Here is a 19664-nt window from a genome sequence, read left to right as displayed (position 1 = left end):
ATTCAGAATCATTCCAAGGACAATTCGTAATGAAAATACAGTTTTTATTTTGTTTTCTATCCATAGGAATATTTGGATTCAGCTGCGGCGGCGAGCAAACGCCTCCCGCCTCGGCGCCGTCTTCCCAGACGGAAATCAAGGCGCGTCCGGACGGATACTATGACGACATCCAATCCTCCGGCGTTAAATTCGTCCATACCGACGGCAGCAGCGGGCGCCATTATATCGTCGAAACCGTTACCGCCGGTTTGGGACTTTTCGACTATGACAACGACGGCGACCTGGATATTTATTTCGTTAACGGCGCCGCCTTGCCGGGACAAACTTTCGAGTCGCCGCCTCGCAATGCGCTCTACCGCAACGACGGCGGCAATAAGTTCGCAGACGCGACGGATCAAGCGGGCGTAGGCGACGAGCATTACGGCATGGGCTGCGTCATGGGCGATATCGATAATGACGGCTGGATGGATATTTACGTTTCCAATTACGGTCCCGATGTTCTCTACCATAATAATGGCGATGGAACCTTCACTAACATCACCGCCAAGGCGAAGTTAGGCGATCCCCGGTTGGGGGCGGGCGCCTGCATGGCCGATTACAACGCCGACGGTTGGCTCGATATTTTCGCGGCGAATTACTTGCAGTTTCCCATCGATGTTCCCTCTCCTTGCTCGCGTTTGGGGGTGCCTCTTTATTGCGATCCCAGCACTTTCGATATGTACGAACCGGAACAGGCCAGCTTATATCTCAACAATCACGATGGAACATTCACCGATTATACGGAAGCGTCCGGCATCGCCGCTTTTCGCGGACGCGGCATGGGCGCCGCTTGCACCGATTACGATAACGACGGCGATACGGATATTTACATCGCCAATGACGTCGACCTGAATTTTCTCTACGCCAATAAAGGTAATGGAATATTCGACGAGGTGGGGCTATTTGCGGGAATTGCTTACGATCAGCATGGCCAGGAGCAGGGAAGCATGGGCTGCGATTTCGGCGATTACAACGGTGATGGATGGTACGATTTAATCGTTACCAGCTACCAGCGGCAGCAGAACACGCTCTACCGCAATCGCGGCGATGGAACTTTTGAAGACGTCACCATCCCGGCGGGCTTATTGCCGGGAAGCATGGAATACGTCAGTTGGGCGACATTTTTCTTCGATTATGACAACGATGCGGACAAGGACATCTTCATCGCCAACGGTCACTTGCAGGACAACATCGAAAAACTGGAAGAACACACGAAATATTTGGAGCCGAATCAATTGTTCCGCAATAACGGCGATGGAACGTTTACGGACATTTCGAAAGAGGCGGGACCGGGATTTCAAGTCTTGCAAAGTACGCGCGGCGGCGCTTTCGGCGATCTGGACAATGACGGCGACCTAGATATCGTTCTCTCCAATTCGCGCGCCGAGGCGACGCTGCTCATTAATGAACTGCATAACTCCAATCATTGGATCAATATCAAACTGCAAGGAACGAAAAGCAATCGCAACGGCGTAGGGGCGCAAGTTTTCGTAACGGCGGGAGGCAAGACGCAAAAGAACGAAGTGCGCGCCGGAAGCAGTTACCAGAGCCACTACGATCTGCGGCTGCATTTCGGCTTGGGAAAAGCGAAGAAGATCGACGAAATCAAGGTGCAATGGGTCGGCAGAGGCGAGGACATCTACCGCGGCATCTCCGCCGACCGCTTTATTCTTCTCAAAGAAGGCGCTTCGGATATCGACGATCAGAAGATTTAATATGATATCGCTTAAATCAAATTCTCATCCTCGCCGTTGAAAAACGCCTTCTTTACCGTTGCCATCCTTATTGTTTGTTAATCGTCTCGATAAAGCGATCGCCTTCCTCCTTCGAGTAAGCGCCTTTTATAACCAACCGCTCGCCTGCGATCGGCGCCCAGACGATGGGGATGGAAAGCGCTTTGCCGTCGAGGAGAATAGCCAGCGGCTTATTGAGATTCTTTTGCATCAAGTTAGCGAATCGATCTTTTCCCACTACCGTAAAAACAGCCTCGATTTGCGGAGAGGGGGCGTCAAGCCAGCGGGCGTTTTCCAAGTCCACGTTGGAGAGTTCCACTTTATCGTAAAGATACGCTTTACGATCCGTTCCTGAGATTGTGGTTTCCGTCAGACCAGCGATGGGTTCCAATTCGGCGAGGCGGAATTCGATTTTCGCCACAGGCCGGGGACCAGCGAATTGCAGATTGATTGGTTGGAAACCCAATTTGAGGGCTGGGGAATCCGGTTTCAGCGTGAAATCGCCGGATACGGGATCGGCAAGGAGGGGATCTGCGATTTGGCTGTCCACGTCGTGGCCGCGCGCTTTCCATTGTTCGAACGTTCCGCCGGGAAATTCGATATCGGGCTTGTTTGGATTCCAATAGAGGTTCTTATTCATGAAATATCGATTATTGTCCCAATTCGATCCCAATAGCGGACCTTCGGTGAAATAAACAATATTATTAATGAAATCGAAGGATTTGTGCTCCTCGTTGCGGCTGCGGATGATCTGTCCGATTTGCGCGAGGGCGAAAATGTTATTGCGGATGACGTTTTCTTTTCCGTAATGAAGATGGAAGCCGCCGGTTTTGGTGTTGTAGACGATGTTATTTTCGACAAGCATGTGCGTCGTGCCTTCGTCGAGGTAAATGCCCCATCCGCCGTAGCTGTAAGCCTGAATGTCGTGAATCAAATTGTGATGGATGCGCGAGCCGTCGGAAAGGCCGAGGGTGTAAATGGCGCCCAAATCGCTAAGGACGCCCTTGCCGATTTGATAGATAAGGTTGTAAGCGATTTCGTTATTTTGGGTATGCGTGGGATTGTAGCCCCAGGACCAGCCGACGGAGATTCCGGTATAGAAGAAATCGTAAATGCGATTGTGAAGAATTTTGTTTTCACCGCTGTCGCCAACCCATACTCCAATAGCGCTGTGATAGATTCTGCCGCCCTGGGCGATCTCGTTGTCTTCGACGACCGAAGCGCTGGAGCCGTGTCCCACTTTAATGCCGCCGCCGCCAAGATCGTGGATGGAACAATGATGAATCCATGTATTCTTGCAACCTGAGCCTAATTCCAGGCCGTAGGTTCCTACTTGTTCGATGACGCAATTGGAGATAACGCAGTTTTGCGTTTGCTCGAAATAGAGAGCGCCGGGAACTTCCATAGCGGCTTGTACGGAACCCGCCCGGTCGGCGGGATATTCCCACTCGGCGCAACGGAAGCGCAGGTTGCGGAATTCCAGGTTGCGGCTGCCTGATGCGCGGAGAAGCTGGGTAACGGCGGGCGCCTCCGCTTGAATGGTTTCGATCGTTTCGCCTTCTTTGGGGAGGTAATAAAGAACGCCTTCTTGACGGTCAAGATGCCACTGACCCGGCTGGTTCAGCGCTTCGAAAACGTTTTCTATATAATATTGGGCGAAATGTCCGCTTTCTTTGGTGTTTTCCAAGCGGAAAGTGCTCTGCTTGGCGAAGGTAACGATTTTTTTCTCTATGTCGACGCCCGCGATGGGCGAACGCGATTCGATCCAGCGCGTCAGAGCGACAATCTCGACGTCTTGCAGGTTTTTCCAAGGCTTAATCTCTTCATCGGCGAAAAAGGCGGCTCGGTTGCCGTCGCTCCAAGATGGCTTTGACTTCATATCGATGAGACCGGTAAATTCATAGTAATCCGTTTCCGGCAGGCGAGTTCGCGGACGGCGTTCTCCATTGACGAACAGTTCGCGGAACCACCACTTGCCGCGTTTGACGATGGGCAAATCGGCGCGCCAGACGGTTTTGCCGTCCAACTCCGCGGCTGTCCAACCAGTAATGCGGCGGCCGCCGGTGATAACGGGTTTCTCGCCGGGATACGCAGCGAAGACGATGGGAGCGCCGTCGATACCGGAATCTTCCGCCGTGAATTGGATGGGTTCGCTCAGGCGGTAGGTTCCTTCGCGCAGGTAGACGGTGATTTTTCCTTCCGCCAATCCTTTGGCTTTCAAAGCCCGTATGGCGTTGCGCGCGCCCAGCGGCGTGGCAACAGGGCCGTCATTATCGCCGGGCATAGGCAAGGTTCCCGACCAGCCGTCGTAACCGAGAGGAGATATATAGATCGTAACGTCCGCAAGCGCTGGAACGGAGAAAACCGCTGCGAAACCTAAAAATAAGACCATTCCTAATGGGAAAAATCTATGTTGGCATGGAAACATTGTCGACGCCTCCCTGATTTTTGATGATCGTTAGCGTCTTCATCATACATAAAAAAAAGGCGCATAACTATATGCGCCCAAATCTTCAACCTATTTTTTTTGCTTTTATTGCAGCGGCCATTCCCCAATGGCGGTGGCGCCGAATTCCTGGGCGCCGATATCCGCCTTGCCGTTGGCTATACGCGCCGAGCCATCCAAATCTTTGCTGCCCGGATCGGGAGCGGCGGCGATGGCTTTGTCGATGGCTGGCGAACCTGCGGTAAGTTCATAGGGTTTGTCGCCGAAGATATCTCGATTCGTGAGTTTGGGGTCGACTTTCTGAACGTCTACCAGGTTGACTGTCCCGGCGTTCAGGGCGGTTCCATCGGGATCGACGCCCTTTTCCCAAGTGGTTTCGTCGGCGATATCAAAGACGAGGCAGTTCGAGGCGTTCAATTGGCCGTTGCCGCTATCGGTATAATTGTTGAAGACGGCGGACACTTTGGATGCGGCGTCGAAGTTGGGCATGAACCATAAAATATAAGGTTCAGCGTTGGGATCAAGCGTAAATCCCGCTTCGTCGAGAGCGGGCGCCGAGTTGTAGCCGATGCGCGTAAAGAGGCAGTTGCCGACGTTGAGGACGCTTTCCGGTTTGGGATTGTTCAACGTAACGCCGGATAGGCAGAGATCGAAAGTGCAATGATTGACGTTGACCGTTCCCGCATTGTGGTTGTTGACGCCGCCATAGTAGGCTTTCTTGCCGAATGCGCCGCCGCAGTTGACGAAGAGGCTATTGGAAATATTAGCGTCGGGGATGCGGCCATTTTGTTCCTGGATGCGGATGGCGGAGTTTTCGCCGTCGCCGTGATTGCCCTGGCAGGCGCGGCTGAAGCGGCAGCGGTCCACGTTCAGCCAGCATCCGCGCACCCCGACTTGAAATTTGCCGAAGGCGTCGAAGAAGCTGTCGTTGACATTCAGCGTCAATTTTCCTTTGCCGCCCGAACGGTTGGAGAAGAAGATGCCAGCGTCGTAACTATACTTAAAAGTGCAATTTTCTACAGTAATCACGACGTTTTGATCGTCGCTATTGGTGTAGTGATCCGTGCGCAGAAACGTGGCAAATTGGCCGTTATCGACGGATTTCAACCAGGAGAAGCCGGTTTCGTCGGGTTCCGTCACGCCATCCGTCGCGACGCCGAGAAATTCGCAGTTACGCGCGATGAAACCGTTGCAATTGCGTCCGCCCGCCTCCGCAGACTCGCCTGCGCCTTCTTGCGCTAAGAATACCGCCGAGTTAGGAAAATCGGTGCAGCCCGACGTTCCCGCACGAGGACGAATGAGAACATTGTCCATCACGACGTTATCGGCCATGATAAAGGCGGCGCAAGGACCTGTGCTGCCTTTTCCTTCCGCTTCGGGATTGGATTCCAGGACGATGTTGGAAATGAAGCTGCCATCGATGAATACGGCTAAACCCGTCTTGCGTTCCGATTTGTTGGCTTCAACATAAGGGCCAAGGCATTTCAATGGCGAAATCACGGGACGTTCTGCTCCCTTTTTGGTGGAAGTGAGCGTAATCGGCTGTCCCGCCCGCTGCATGTCGCTGCCGATTTCCACCGTCTCTTCGTAAACGCCGCTGTCGGTGATGGTGATGGTTCCCCCTTGGTTGCCGATCTTATTGACGGCATCCTGAATCGTTTTTACCGCGCCGCTTTTATTGACTTCAACATCGACCGCCCAGCCGGACGCGCAGATTACGACAGTTATTCCTAACCAAAGAACATAAGTCATTCTTCTCATTTTTCTAACCTCCAAAATTTTTGTTTGATTATGCATTCTCCTTGCGAAATTCATAAACTCGATACGTTCGATCGCATCCCCCCTTTCTTTATTTTATAGATATCTATTTATCATGGATGAAACGCAAAAAATAGGGAACCTTGAGATTTAGTCCCCCAAAAATATTTGCGAGAATTTTGAGAGAAACAAGGGTTTACTAATCTACTTTTTTTGCGTATACCTATCGGGACGGCGTATTATCATAAAATTTTCAAATTAACGCAATTTTAATCGTTTTTTAACTTGACTTGTTTGATTTTCTGGGTTATTGTTATATGCGGCTAATGAAATTTTATGTATGGAAGGAGGGATATATATAAATTATAAAATTATAATGATTATTTATATACTCATCGAAATTACGTATATGAAATTCACGAACGATTTAATAGGATTAAGGGAGAATTAAGGCTAATGAAAAAAATAATGATAACGCTTTTCAAAAGTACTCACATTCTAATTCTTATCGCGATTTGCAGCCCCTCGTCTTTTTCGCAAAAAAGTTCCATCGATCAAGAAATCATAGCCGCCGCGCAAAATACGTTGAATGAAATCACGGATCCTGATAATAAACCTTTTTCCGAATCGTCGAAGATGACGTTTCTCAACGCAGTAAAAAAAGAATTGGCGAAAAAAAGCCGAACCGCCACAGCGGAGCAAAAAGAAGCTATCCTCAAGCGAATCCCGACGTATATTCATAGCCGAGTGGGAGGAGAGGGAACCCTTACCACATACACAATGGATAAAGGAATCGTAAAAAAGGAAATAGTGAAAGGCGCAGCATTTAAAGAAAAATTGAAAAACTCGAACGTATCGTTTTCCGCGGGCAACGCCGATTCTCCAGAAGAGAATATGAAGAATAATGCTATGGATTTAATGTATGGCATAGATATCGCTTTATCTCAAGAACATCCCATACCTATCGGGGAAGAGAGAAAAGCCATAGAAATGCAATGCAATCAATTGATTGCGGAAGCGACGGCGATCGTTAAGAAAAAATTTCCCGATTTATCCGACGAGAATATCAATGAAGCGGCTCAATTTGTGTTGGGTAGGATTACAAGAAAAATCGACGATCCATTTTCCAAAAGTACAAAACAACTATTGAAAGAAGAACAAGTAGCGAAATTAATGGAAAAATGGAACGATCCTGAGATTTTTTTTAAATGGCCAATGCCTTATCAGCGTAATATAATGGATGCGACCCGCAAATTTCAATGGCATAAAGCGCAGGCTGAAAGAAGTATGAATCCATTATTTGATGAATGGAGAAAATTATATAAAGAGGAGGAAATTCGATGAAAACTACATATTCAATATTTATTATGATGATGGCGTTATGCAGTATATGCGTTAATGCAAATGCTGAAATATGGGACGATCAATATATACAACCAGATTCAATGGATCAATATATAAATTTTGATTATGATGAATTTCATGGTCATATTGCAGGATATTTAAATCCAGGAAATCTGTGGGCATTTGTTGAATGTGAATTTTATATGCATTATGACGGTATTTTAACTCAATATCATATTGAATATTCAACATGGTTATCTGTAAAACGATGGACAATTAATAGTGAATATGAAGGACAAAGTCCAACGCCATATTCAGATATTGGAGCTAGTTCAGGGGGAGGTTGTGAATGTATTGCTTCAATTAATGATTGGTATATTTACGATGATCAATCAATGGCATATGCAGAACTATATGCCTGGAGCAAGTGTACAGGAGATTATGGAGAGGTAATTGATAAAAGACGAGCTGTTAAAGTTGATGATGGCGCTATATCATTAAGTACAACAGTTCATGATTGTTTTAGTTGGAATCCTGGTGGATCGGGAGATTCAGGATGGCAAGTTGGTGCTTTGGGGTATTCAGGCGCATTTAATTCTGGAAATTTTACTAAATTTTTTGTTGAAAATTATGTAGATACTATAAAAGTCTCTGTAAAATTGGATGGGCATTATGAATATGGTTATGCTTTAGCAGATTTTAGCGGAAATCTAACTCTAGGACATTAATCGATTCAAATCCAATCCTATCTATCGGCCCGGCGGATATTAGTTTTCCGCTAGGCCGTTCGCTTATGGAAAAGTTATTTCAATCCCAATCCAAGGACGTTCTTGCAGTATTGCAGGCTGCGCTCCAGGTCGAATTTTTGCTGCTTTTGCGCGAGTTCTTTGGAATCAGGGCCTTCGGGGCGTCCAGGGGGCGGCGTGTAGGGTTTGCCTTTTTTGGCGAAGCGGACGAATTTGGCGAACTCGCTGGCGCGCGCTTTGGGGTAAACGTCCCAAAAAGAGTCTTCGAGGTAATTCATGGTTCGGGGATAGACCTGGGAGATGATTTCCAGGACGAAGGGAACGCCGGGGCAGAGTTGGGCGAAGCGGTTGACATACGCTTCCCAATCGATATTGCCTTCGCCGATATTGGCCCATACGACGTTGGCGCCGTTCTCCGATTCCCAAACGGCGTTGTCGCGCAGGCCGGTGGAGGCGGCGTAAGGACCAAGAATTTCCAGGTTGAGCATAGGGTCTTCAATGATCCAGGCGGCGTTGCCGCAATCCATCGTTACTCCCACGAAATCTTTTCCCGCCGTTTCCACGAGTCCCGCCAGTTCCCACGCCTGCATGTCGCCCGCGTGATTTTCGATGGCGATTTTGACGTTGGCGTCGACGGCGAGATTCTTCACTTTTTTGAAGACGGCGGCGGTGCTGTCGATGTGGGGATAAATGCCGCCTTCGCCCTTTCGGTCTTCCATGGAACCGAGATAGCAACGGATGACGGGCGAGCCTAAAATCTTCGCCGTCTTGATGGCCAGGGCGAGATGCTCTTCCGAGGAGCCGAACTTCGTAATCGCCCTTTTGGACGTAGGGCAAACGCCGCCAGTTCCGGCATGAATGAGAATGCCAAGGTTATCGGCTTTTTTCTTGATCCCCTTTAGGTAGTCTTCTTCAAGACTCTCGTAGACGTCGAGATCGGACAACATCAAAACGTCCACCTTGAGCGAGGCGGCGTAGTCCAACAGTTGCGGAGCTTTCCACCCCATCGCCCGCACGGAAAAATTGTCAAAACCCAGCGGAATATTGCGTTTTTTCGCCTTCTCCGCGCCGAACGCAGTTCCGGATCGCAGAACCGCCGCGCCCGCCGCCGCCGATTTGAGAAACACTCGCCGATCATGCAAAAAATTCATCGCGTTCTTCCCTCCATAAAAAGACGACTATGAGACAAGGAGACTATGCGACAAGGGGACAAGGGGACTATGTGACAAAGAGACTATGCGACAAGGGGAAAAGGCAAATTTTCTCCTAGTTTTCCAGTCTCAAAGTCTCAAAGTCTCCCAGTCTCAAAGTCTCTCAGTCTCAAAATCCCAAAGTCTCCCAGTCCCAAAGTCTCAAAATCCTATTTCACTGTCCAAGTTTCGCCGGAATGGAAGAACGCATCAAGGTCTGGCTTTTGGGCGGCGGCGGCTTTTGCGATTTGATCGTGAATCAGTTCGTCGTAGGTTGGCGATTCCACGCTGCGGAATATGCCGATCGGTTCGGGAAACTTGGGGTAGTGCATCCGGCTGAGGAGATAGGCGAGCGTGGGAGTAGCAGCTTTTTCGTCATGAACGAGAAGTTCGCTTTCCGAAACTCCGTCATCGCCGACGTTGACGATTTCTACGTCGAGGCCGCGCAGCCGGATTCCCTTTTCGCCGTTTTTGCCGAAGCGCAGAGGCTTTCCGTGTTCCAATTCGAGGATATTGTCGAATTTCTGCTGGCGGTCGGTAGCGTAGAGATATGCGCCGTCGTTGAAGATGTTGCAGTTCTGGTAAACTTCGACAAAAGAGGTTCCCTTATGGCGCGCCGCCGCTTCCAGCGTGGCCGCCAGATGCTTGACGTGAACGTCGATGGAACGGGCGACGAAGGCGGCTTCGGCGCCGATGGCCGCCGTGCAGGGATGAATGGGAAAATCGATGGAGCCAAGCGGAGTGGATTTCGTCTTCTTGCCGAATTCGGACGTAGGGGAGCATTGGCCTTTGGTGAGGCCGTAAATGCGATTGTTGAAAAGAACGATATTGATGTCGATGTTGCGGCGGATGGTATGGATGAAATGATTGCCGCCAATGCTGAGTCCGTCGCCGTCGCCGGTGATGACCCAAACCGTTAGATCGGGACGAATCATCTTCAATCCGCCGGCGATGGCGCAGGCGCGGCCATGAATACCGTGCATGCCGTAAGTATTCGTGTAATACGGAAAACGGCTGGAGCAGCCAATGCCGGAAATGAAGACGTTCTTCTCGCGTTCGACTTGCAGCGAAGCTAACGCCTTCTTCATTTGCGCCAGGATGGAATAGTCGCCGCAACCGGGGCACCAGCGTACGGTTTGATCGCTGGCGTAATCTTTTGCCGTCAGTTCGGCGGGATTTTGCGGAGTAACAACCATTATTCAGCCTCCAATGCTCTATCGATCGCTTCCACGATTTCGTCGACGCGGAACGGCTTGCCTTGCGTTTTATTTAATCCGATGGCGTCGATGAGAAAGTGGGCGCGGATGATATACCGCAATTGTCCCAGGTTTAATTCGGGTATAAGAATTTTCTTGAAATTGGGCAAGATTTTTTTGAGATTTTTGGGGAAGGGATTCAAATATTTCAAGTGGACGCTGGAGACGGATTTCCCGGATTCGCGAACAAATTCGACGGCGGTTTGCGCCGCGCCATAGACGCCGCCCCAACTCAAAACCAACAATTTCCCGGAGGGATCGCCGAAGATTTCTGCGTTGGGGATGTCTTCTTCGACGCCGTCGATCTTGGCTTGGCGCAATTTCACCATGTACTCATGGTTCTCGCCATCGTAGCTGACGGCGCCGGTGATATGCTGCTTCTCCAACCCGCCTATGCGGTGCATCAGGTCCGGCGTTCCGGGAATAGCCCAGGGACGGGAGAGGCGCTCGTTGCGGGCGTAGGGTTGGAAGCGTTCGATGTCCACGTAGTATTCAACGTTGATTTTGGGCAGAGAATTCAAATCGGGAATCTTCCAAGGCTCTGAGCCGTTGGCGATATATCCATCGGTAAGCAAAATCACTGGCGTCATAAATTCCATGGCGATGCGCGCCGCTTCGATGGTCATGGTAAAACAATCGGCGGGAGTGGAAGCGGCTAGGACGGGAAGGGGGCATTCTCCATGCCGGCCAAATAAGGCTTGGAAAAGATCGGCTTGTTCGGTTTTGGTAGGCAAGCCAGTGCTGGGGCCGCCGCGCTGGACGTTGACAATCACCAACGGCAGTTCGGTCATTACAGCCAGGCCGATGGCCTCGCTTTTAAGAGATACGCCGGGGCCGCTGGTGCCGGTGGCGGCTAATGATCCGCCGAAAGCGGCGCCGATGGCGGAGCATACGGCGGCGATTTCATCCTCGGCTTGAAAGGTTACAACGCCGAATTGTTTCAGTCCAGCAAGTTGGTGCAGAATGTCGCTAGCGGGGGTTATGGGATAACTGCCGTAGAACAATGGCTTGTTCGATAGATGAGAAGCCGCCAGTAGGCCGTAGACGACGGCTTCGTTACCTGTGATCTTAGCGTAGGTTCCCGGCGCGATGGGCGCTTTGCGCACTTGATAGCTGCTGTCGAAGAGTTCGGCGGTTTCGCCGAAGTGAAATCCCGCCTCCAAGGTGCGGCGGTTGGCGTCGCGCAGGGCGGGATTTTTGGTGAATTTCCGGTCGATCCAGGCCAGAGTATTGTCGAGGGGGCGGTTATAGATCCAATAAGCCAGTCCCAGGACGAAAAAGTTCTTGCAACGGTCGGCCGCTTTGCGGTCCAGGCCCAATCCTTCCACGGCGCCGCGATTCATGCTGGTTATGGGAATGGATACGATGCGATAATCTTCGAGGCTGCCGTCCTCCAGCGGATTGTCAGAATAATCCGCTTTCTCCAAATCGTCCTGGGAAAAAGATTCCGAGTTGACGATCAATAGGCCGCCGCGCTTCAAATCGGCAAGATTCACTTTCAAGGCGGCGGGATTCATGGCGAATAGAGCATCGATTACGTCGCCGGGCGTATGAATTTTATGGCTGCTGAAATTGATCTGAAAGCCGCTGACTCCGGCGAGAACTCCTGCGGGAGCGCGGATTTCGGCGGGATAATCGGGCAGGGTTGAAATATCATTGCCGGAAAAGACGGAGGCTGTCGTAAACTGGCCGCCAACTAACTGCATTCCATCGCCGGAATCTCCGGCAAAGCGCACGGTAGCGCTATCAATCTCCTGAATCCTTCGTTCGCTCTGGTTTCCTTCCTCGGTTGTCGACATGAACGTTTTCCATCCGTAGTTTGTATAAATACGCGAATGACGTTTGGATTTCTCCGTCCTTCACGCACAATGCGAACCCTTCCGCTCCATTTGAAATGCGGAGCGGATCGAAGAATGGTTTAATGGCTTACTGCGTTGTGCATGAAACGAAGTTTTCCGCGGAATTCGCTTTCGATCTTTTTTTATTATACAGACGGAAAACGAACATGCCATGTAAAAGCTGAAAAAAACTGTGCGGGAAAAATCTCAAGGGTAAAAAGACTCTTGCTCTTGCCACCCCGTCTATTCTGGGACTTGGGGATTAGTCTCAATGGTGGGCTACGCTTCGCTTTGAGCCCACCCTACGATTCTGATAAAATAAACGTCATATCCCCCAGTCCCCCAGTCTCCGTTATGCGCCATCGTAAGCGCATCCCCGTTCGAAGGCGAGCAGGTTGACATCCACTGTTTTAGGAGGAACGGAGTCGCGGATCGCTTCTTGGATCGCTCCTTGAGTGAGGGCGGAACAGACTTTGGAAAAATAGCCCAGCATCACCATATTCAACACGACCTTGCTGCCCAATTCCTCCGCGATGCGGGTGCAGGGGATGCCCAGGAGTTTCGCGCCGGGCGGCGTATGTTGGGGCTTCACGAGATCGACGTCATAAAGAAGATAGCCGTTATCGGCGAGGGTGGCGGCGTACTTGGCGCAAACCTCCTGCGACAGGGCGATCAAAAGATCGGGTTTGATGACGTAAGGGTAATTGATGGGTTCATCGGAAACGATGACTTGCGAACTGCAAGCGCCGCCGCGGGCTTCTGGACCGTAACTGCGGCTCATGGTGGCGTATTTATTGTCAAAAATGGCGCCCGCTTTGCCCAGGATCGTTCCGGCCAGGATAACCCCTTGTCCGCCGAAGCCGCCGACTCGAATTTGCGTCAGGCTCATATCATTGCTCCCGTGTATGGATGGTAGGCATCCTTCAATACTTCCCGGTAATGTTCGTCCATCGCGTCCAGGAACGAGGGGCGTTCGCGGTCGATGAACTTGCCGACGACGATCTTTTCGCCGGGAATCATGACGGCGTCGCGCACGTCGGCGTCCTTTTTGATCTCGCTCTTCTCTTTGAACATTTTCATTTCGTCCAGTCCGGCGCGGTAATTGTTGCGGCGTCCGTAAAGGGTAGGGCAGGGCGAAATGATTTCGAGGAACGTGAAGCCTTTTTTGTTAAGGCATTCGACCATGGCTTTGCGCATCTGCCGCACGTGGAAAGTGGTCCAACGAGCGACATAGACCGCGCCGCAGGCTTCGACGAATTGGGGAAGGTTGAGTTGGTTTTCGAAGAATCCATAAGGCGTGGTGCTGGCGATCGTTCCTTTGGGCGTCGTAGGAGCGGCCTGTCCGCCGGTCATCGAGTAGATAAAATTGTTGACGCAGATCACCTTCAAATCGATATTGCGCCTAGCGGCGTGTACCAAATGGTTGCCGCCGATAGCCGTCAAATCGCCGTCGCCGCTGAAGACGACGACGTTCAATTGGGGATTGGCCAATTTCAATCCAGTAGCGAAGGGGATGGCGCGTCCGTGGGTGGTATGGAACGAGTCCAACTTCAAATATCCCGCCACGCGGCCCGTGCAGCCAATGCCGGAGACGACGCACAATTTCTTCCATTCGATCTTCGAATCGATGACCGCGCGCACGAAAGCGTTGACGGCGGTTCCAATGCCGCAGCCAGAGCACCAGATATGCGGGATGCGGTCCATGCGAAGATAGGGTTCCAATTCATTAGTCAGCCGAGCGTCCTCGGCGGCGGCGCAGACTTCTCCAGCGATTTTTTCTTCTACTACGGCGCTGTCTGTCATGAGGCGACTCCCATAATCGTATTCAAAATTTCTTCCGGCTTATGAACCGCGCCGCCCGCGTTGAGAGCGCCGGCGGTAGGAACGCGGCCTCCCGCGCATCGTTCCACTTCGCGGACGATTTGTCCTTTGTTCATCTCTACGACGACGAAAGCTTTGACGCGCTGGGCGAGTTCGCGGATTTTCTTTTCCGGGAAAGGCCAAACGGAAATCAGGCGCAATTGGCCGGCTTTAACGCCCTTTTCACGTGCGAGACGTACGCCCCGCGAAGCGACGCGCGAGCTGATGCCGTAGGAAATGACTGCCACCTCGGCGTCATCCATACCGTCCTCTTCCAAGAGGACGATGTCGTCGACATGATCGCGGATTTTATCGATGAGGCGGTTGACGAGTTTTTGATGGGCGTCGGCGTTCATAGCGGGATAGCCGCGCTCGTCGTGAGTAAGACCGGTGATGTGAACGAAATATCCGTCTCCGGCCTTAATCATTTTGGGAACTTGGTTTTCCAAATCTTTATAGGGGTAATAATCTTCCGGTTTTAGATCCGTATAATGCCGGGGTTCGACTTCGATTTCGTCCGCCGGGGGAATGACGACCTTTTCCGTCATGTGGCCGACGCATTCGTCCATCATCAAGAAGACGGGAACGCGGTAGCGTTCGGCCAGGTTGAAGCATTGAATGGTGAGATCGAAACATTCCTGAGGCGAGTTGGGCGCGAGGGCGATGACTTCGTAATCGCCGTGGGAGCCCCAGCGGGCTTGCATCATGTCCTGCTGGCCCGGCATGGTGGGCAAGCCGGTAGATGGACCGCCCCGTTGCACGTTGACGAAGACGCAGGGCGTTTCCGTCATGACGGCGTAGCCGATATGCTCCATCATCAGAGAAAAGCCGGGACCGGAAGTGACGGTCATGGTTTTGGCGCCTCCCCAGGCGGCTCCGGAAATGGCGATGGAGGATGCGATTTCATCCTCCATCTGTATAAAGACGCCCCCGATCTTTGGAAACCGGCGGGCAATCAATTCGACCACTTCCGTCGATGGCGTGATTGGATACCCCGCAACAAACCGGCATCCCGCCGCCAGCGCGCCTTCGCAACAGGCGCTGTCCCCATCCATGAAATACGTACCAGAGTTGACGCCTATGGGATCTGCTTTCATTGTTATTTGTTTATCACCTTTTCTCTTTCTTAACGGGAACGGATTTCCAACGACAATTGAATGGGAAGCCGTACACCGTTTGCGGTCCTATTTCTTGTTCAAGCGGGTTCCGAAAATGGCGAAATCGGGACAGAAAGCGCCGCATTGATCGCAGCCCGAACAGCCGTTTTCTTCCAGAAGGACGGGATAATGGTAGCCGTGACTGTTGAATTCCGGCGAGAATTGGAGGACATGAGTAGGACAAAATTCTATGCAAAAGCCGCAACCTTTACAACGTTCTTGATCGATCGTAACCGTTCCACGCGCTTTCTTTTCTTCTTTGGCGTCCACCATAACCATTGTTTGCACCTCGTATTTATATAACCGTCTTTCTTATCGCTTGATGCGGTGAAAATAGCGGCTTTGTTTTATATCCCCGATCGGATGTTGGCGGATTCTTCGAACATGTCTTGAATGCGGCGCCAGAAATCGACGATGTTTTGGGACATAATCAAAAGGTTATGCTTGTTGCCCCGGATGTCGATGACTTGCTCTTTCAGCAAGGCTTCCTCAGCGAATCCCAAACGGGTGAAGACCTGGACGGCCGACTTCTGTTCTTCCAACATTTGAGCGACGACTTTGTCCAGTTTCAATTTCAACGCCAGAAAGAAGATTTCCCTCGCGAGGAGCGTACCCAATCCTTTGCGGCGGAAAGATGGGTGCGTAACGATGCGGATTTCGCCGACATGGCGCGACCAGCCGAATTTGTTGCGGTGAAGGGTGGCGTCGCCGACGATCTTGCCGTTGGATACGGCGAGGATGGGGATGACGTGGTCGTAATCGAGCGTTTCCGCCCAACGATGAATCACTTTGGGATCGGTTACGTCTTCTTTCAGATAGGGGGCTTCTTCGGGGCCGATGGCGCGGAAGAATTCGTACAATTCTTTTTCGTCTTCCTTGACCATTTGTCGAATAACGACTTTTTGATTGTCCCGAAGGACAGCGTTTTTAGGATAGTCCGAGAACATACTCTAGCATCCTCCCCAGGTTACTATTGATGAAATCTCTTTTCCACAAACATATTTTCTCCCCCTCGACGAAACGATTCGGTTCGTCAACGAGAGGGAAGAATCGAACAAATAACGCTCCCGCTTATAGTATAACTGTTGGTTATAATCATGAGACTGAAAATCGAAGGAATATCGGAAATCCCATTCGAGCGGCAACTAATCCCCATAAAATACGATAACAAAAAATACACAATATAAAAACAAATAATTAAGAAACCATCCTAAAACTTATTATAATCGGAGAAACTCCGGGTAGTAAAGCTCTATGAGTCATGCGCCCCTCTATTGTTGTTAAACGGCAATCCATTGGCTATCGGTCAATTCGATCACGCGATCTTCTAATGAGGCCGCCGCATAGGCGAGAGACTGTTGAATATCTTCCTCTTCCAACTCTAGGTATTCGCGCCGCAGTTCCTCGCGATTGGGATACAACGCCACTAGCTCCACTACGCGACGAACCGTCAAGCGGAGGTTGCGTACGCACGGTTGCCCATTCATCCGCGCCGGATTGCTTGTGATATGGTCCAATTTCATGGTTTTTCCTTTTTGATTATGTTTAGCTTTTCACGGGAAGCAATTTAGGTAAAATCTTGTCGTTATTATACATCTTTTTCTTCATTCCCGCTTAAACTCTTTTTACATCGATAAAACCAGCAACGCCGATGCCTTGGCCTTTTCGCCAAGGGCAGGGCGAGAGCGCGTTGCGCGTGGCTTCACCCAGGGCGCGGAATACGCTTTCCCATAGGTGGTGCGGGTCGTCCGCCGCCAGGAGATTGACTTGAATCGTCGCCCTTGCGCCTTGAGCGAGTCCGCCGAGGAAATTCCATAAATCGGCGCAGAGCATATCTTCCACCCGTTCGGGAACTTTTACGGAACCCTTATTGACATACAGTCCGGCGCGGAATTCGAAGGAGATTCTAACGCGCGCCGCCGCTTCGTCGATAAAACCATCCGCAACGCCGGAGCCGTTGATTCCTTGCTCTTTCATCATCTGAGTGACTACGGGCAACAAAGCTTCGCCGAAGCATTGTCCCGAATCTTCGGCGATGACGTGCTGCAGGACGAATTCGTGGAGCTTTACATCTACCGACAAGTTCAAGCAGGAGCGCCAGGCCCATTGTTCGATCATGTGGCTGAGAAAGTGAATCGACGTGTTGATGTTCTTTTTTAAATCGGGATTGAGTGGTCCGCCCTGAATCGTAGTTTTGATGACGGATTCCCTGGTTTTTCGTTCGACGGCGATGGGATCGAATGCGAACATAGTCAACTCTTCCTTTCTTTTCTTACGGCGGCCGCATGGGCGGGAAAGCCCTCGAAATCGGCGAAGGCGGCGACGCGATGGCGTAGAGAATCGTATCCTTCCCGTGTGGCGTAACTGATCGACGTTCTTTTCATGAAATCGAATACCGTTACGACGGAAGCGGTTTTCGCCCGTCCGCCGGTAGGGAGAATAGCGTTGACGCCCAGCGAATAATTGCACAAGGAAATCGGCGTGAACGGTCCTAGCATGATTTCTCCCGCATTTTTTAATTGCGGCAAAAGGCTCAAAGGATCTTTCGTCAATACCTCCAGATGTTCCGGGGCGTAATCGTTAACGAAGGCTACGGCTTCGTCTAACGAGGATGTAAGAACAATGCCGCCATAATTGCGAAAGACGGTAGTTATATATTCCTGCTGTTTGGGAGGCAGAGCCTTCACTTTTGCCGGGATCAATTTCTGAACTTTGCGGGCGAGATTTTCGGACGGCGTCGCTAGCAGCGCCGCGGAATAGGGGCCGTGTTCCGCTTCGATAAGCAAGTCGGTCGCGGCCAGTTCGGGATCGGCGGATTCGTCGGCAAGGATGATGGATTCGCTGGGTCCGGCAGGCGTTCCCACATCGATGGTTCCGTACAGTATTTTCTTAGCCGCCGTGGCGTAAATGTTGCTAGGGCCGATGATTTTGAGTACGGGTTTGATCGATTCCGTTCCCAAGGCGAAAGCGGCGACAGCCTGAACGCCGCCGAAGCGATACACTTCGTCGAGACCTATCAAACTGGCGGCGTAGAGCGAGGCGTCGTCAATGCGCCCGTCCGGCTGGGGCGGCGTTGCGACGGCGATGCGCCGTACTCCGGCGGCTTTGGCGGGGATGCCGAGCATGAGCAGTACGGAGGGATAAGCCGCCGTGCCGCGCGGGACGTAGAGGACGCAGCTTTCGATGGGAGTGATTTTCTCGCCGCCCATGAGGCCCGGCGCAATTTCCGTCAGCCAGATTTCTTCCGGCAATTGGCGTTCATGAAATGTTTTGATATTTTTATAGGAAATATCGATAGCTTCTTTCACAGCGGGATCGAGGTTCTTCTTCGCCGCTTCGAATTCTTCCGGCGCCGCCTGTAATCCCAAGGAAGTGAGGTCGGCGCCGTCGAATTCCTTAGTGAGAGCGATGATGGCCTTGTCGCCTTCACTCTTGATGCGGTCGATGATCTTTTGGGCTTGGGGAAGAAAAGCGTCGATATCCTGGTTGGATCGAGCCAGGATTTTATTTTTGACATCGTTGGGAGTATCCTCCCATCGGTAAAGAGTAATCATAAATATTGCTCCTTGGACGCAACGGAAGGCGATGGCTCTATTCCTGCGCCGCATCGCCGAATACGTTGTAAGGAATAGATTTTATTCGTTTTCGGCTATTAAGGGCATTTTAGCACTTCATTGCGGCAAGATGAGGGGCTTGGATAGGCTTGAATGAAATGAGCGATAAATGAAAGATCGGCTATTGAATAGATTATGGCGCTCCTGATAGAGTAAAAGGAAACATATAGCGCAAGACAGACAATAGGCGAGGCGAAATGATGCGAAATAAGATTCTCTATGGAGCGATTAGCGGTTTAGCGGTTTTTTGTTTGGCGTTATGGGCTAGCGGCGGCGCCTTAAGCGAGCCGCAAGGGACAACAGCGGCGGCCAATGAGGATACAGCGAGTTCCGACGTTGGGAGAAATATCAAGATATTGACGAAGATTACAACGAAAGCCGATTTATTGGCCTATATGAAAAACCTGAAGGAATGGCTGGGAACCACTTGCAAATCTTGCCATGTTTTAACCGATTTTGCGCGGGATGAAAAAACGCTGAATAAAGAAACGGCGCGCGAAATGATGCGGATGGTGGCTTCGATCAACGAACGGTTGCAATCGATCAATAAGAAATTGTTCCCTGACGGCAGCCGTAATATCCGGGAAGAGGTTACATGCTTCACCTGTCATCGAGGCCATGAAAAACCTCCCATTAACCTTCAAGAATGGGAACAAGCGCAACAAAAAGAAGAGATATGATTC

17 protein-coding genes are annotated in these 19664 nt (G+C 51.0%); 4 read left to right on the top strand and 13 right to left on the bottom strand.

Annotated elements, in window-relative coordinates; translation table 11 throughout:
- Nucleotides 1-29 precede the first annotated feature (29 nt).
- Nucleotides 30-1754, top strand: coding sequence for a CRTAC1 family protein (locus AB1656_20365; protein MEW6237747.1), 1725 nt, complete (start codon nucleotides 30-32; stop codon nucleotides 1752-1754).
- A gap of 67 nt (nucleotides 1755-1821) precedes the next feature.
- Here AB1656_20365 and AB1656_20360 read toward each other — a convergent pair whose 3' ends face one another.
- Nucleotides 1822-4200 (bottom strand): right-handed parallel beta-helix repeat-containing protein, encoded by a 2379-nt coding sequence (locus AB1656_20360; GenBank protein ID MEW6237746.1) that lies wholly within the window; start codon nucleotides 4198-4200, stop codon nucleotides 1822-1824.
- Nucleotides 4201-4305: 105 nt separating this feature from the next.
- Nucleotides 4306-5979 (bottom strand): choice-of-anchor Q domain-containing protein, encoded by a 1674-nt coding sequence (locus tag AB1656_20355; protein MEW6237745.1) that lies wholly within the window; start codon nucleotides 5977-5979, stop codon nucleotides 4306-4308.
- 582 nt (nucleotides 5980-6561) lie between these two features.
- Between AB1656_20355 and AB1656_20350 the strand changes: the two genes are divergently transcribed.
- Nucleotides 6562-7320: a hypothetical protein gene (locus AB1656_20350; GenBank protein MEW6237744.1), complete on the top strand. Its 759-nt coding sequence runs from the start codon at nucleotides 6562-6564 to the stop codon at nucleotides 7318-7320.
- Nucleotides 7317-8048 (top strand): hypothetical protein, encoded by a 732-nt coding sequence (locus AB1656_20345; GenBank protein MEW6237743.1) that lies wholly within the window; start codon nucleotides 7317-7319, stop codon nucleotides 8046-8048. The genes AB1656_20350 and AB1656_20345 overlap by 4 nt, the downstream gene beginning before the upstream one ends.
- A 74-nt stretch (nucleotides 8049-8122) precedes the next feature.
- Here AB1656_20345 and AB1656_20340 read toward each other — a convergent pair whose 3' ends face one another.
- The 11 genes from AB1656_20340 to hisD all read right to left on the bottom strand — a co-directional run bounded on the left by AB1656_20340 (nucleotide 8123) and on the right by hisD (nucleotide 18921).
- Entirely contained in the window at nucleotides 8123-9217 is a 1095-nt protein-coding gene (locus AB1656_20340) for a TIM barrel protein (GenBank protein MEW6237742.1), read from the bottom strand.
- 209 nt (nucleotides 9218-9426) lie between these two features.
- Nucleotides 9427-10452, bottom strand: a complete 1026-nt coding sequence (locus AB1656_20335) for a 2-oxoacid:ferredoxin oxidoreductase subunit beta (protein MEW6237741.1) — start codon at nucleotides 10450-10452, stop codon at nucleotides 9427-9429.
- Nucleotides 10452-12311 (bottom strand): 2-oxoacid:acceptor oxidoreductase subunit alpha, encoded by a 1860-nt coding sequence (locus tag AB1656_20330; protein ID MEW6237740.1) that lies wholly within the window; start codon nucleotides 12309-12311, stop codon nucleotides 10452-10454. Before AB1656_20330 ends, AB1656_20335 begins: the two co-directional genes overlap by 1 nt.
- Nucleotides 12312-12702: 391 nt before the next feature.
- Nucleotides 12703-13239 carry a 2-oxoacid:acceptor oxidoreductase family protein gene (locus tag AB1656_20325; protein ID MEW6237739.1) on the bottom strand — a complete coding sequence of 179 codons (537 nt, stop codon included), beginning with the start codon at nucleotides 13237-13239 and terminating at the stop codon, nucleotides 12703-12705.
- Complete coding sequence (locus AB1656_20320; protein ID MEW6237738.1) at nucleotides 13236-14153, bottom strand: 2-oxoacid:ferredoxin oxidoreductase subunit beta; 918 nt, start codon at nucleotides 14151-14153, stop codon at nucleotides 13236-13238. Before AB1656_20320 ends, AB1656_20325 begins: the two co-directional genes overlap by 4 nt.
- Nucleotides 14150-15307, bottom strand: a complete 1158-nt coding sequence (locus AB1656_20315; GenBank protein MEW6237737.1) for a 2-oxoacid:acceptor oxidoreductase subunit alpha — start codon at nucleotides 15305-15307, stop codon at nucleotides 14150-14152. Before AB1656_20315 ends, AB1656_20320 begins: the two co-directional genes overlap by 4 nt.
- Before the next feature lie 87 nt (nucleotides 15308-15394).
- Entirely contained in the window at nucleotides 15395-15646 is a 252-nt protein-coding gene (locus AB1656_20310; protein ID MEW6237736.1) for a ferredoxin family protein, read from the bottom strand.
- Nucleotides 15647-15714: 68 nt separating this feature from the next.
- The gene (locus AB1656_20305) at nucleotides 15715-16314 is read right to left on the bottom strand and encodes a GNAT family N-acetyltransferase (protein MEW6237735.1); all 600 of its coding nucleotides are present in this window, start codon (nucleotides 16312-16314) and stop codon (nucleotides 15715-15717) included.
- Between the two features lie 333 nt (nucleotides 16315-16647).
- Nucleotides 16648-16890 (bottom strand): DUF433 domain-containing protein, encoded by a 243-nt coding sequence (locus AB1656_20300; GenBank protein ID MEW6237734.1) that lies wholly within the window; start codon nucleotides 16888-16890, stop codon nucleotides 16648-16650.
- Nucleotides 16891-16981: 91 nt separating this feature from the next.
- Nucleotides 16982-17617, bottom strand: a complete 636-nt coding sequence (locus AB1656_20295) for a hypothetical protein (GenBank protein ID MEW6237733.1) — start codon at nucleotides 17615-17617, stop codon at nucleotides 16982-16984.
- A gap of 2 nt (nucleotides 17618-17619) precedes the next feature.
- Nucleotides 17620-18921, bottom strand: coding sequence for a histidinol dehydrogenase (hisD, locus tag AB1656_20290; protein ID MEW6237732.1), 1302 nt, complete (start codon nucleotides 18919-18921; stop codon nucleotides 17620-17622).
- 257 nt (nucleotides 18922-19178) lie between these two features.
- On the opposite strand from hisD, the gene AB1656_20285 reads away from it, so the two are divergent.
- A complete protein-coding gene (locus tag AB1656_20285) occupies nucleotides 19179-19661 on the top strand; it encodes a c-type cytochrome (protein MEW6237731.1) in 483 nt (160 codons plus the stop codon).
- Nucleotides 19662-19664 lie beyond the last annotated feature (3 nt).

It is taken from the genome of Candidatus Omnitrophota bacterium (genome assembly GCA_040755155.1).
In the GTDB taxonomy this organism is placed as follows: Bacteria; Hinthialibacterota; Hinthialibacteria; order Hinthialibacterales; family Hinthialibacteraceae; genus JBFMBP01.
The sequence above is the reverse complement of the archived record's forward strand: the minus strand, read 5'-3'. Positions and strand labels throughout refer to the sequence as shown.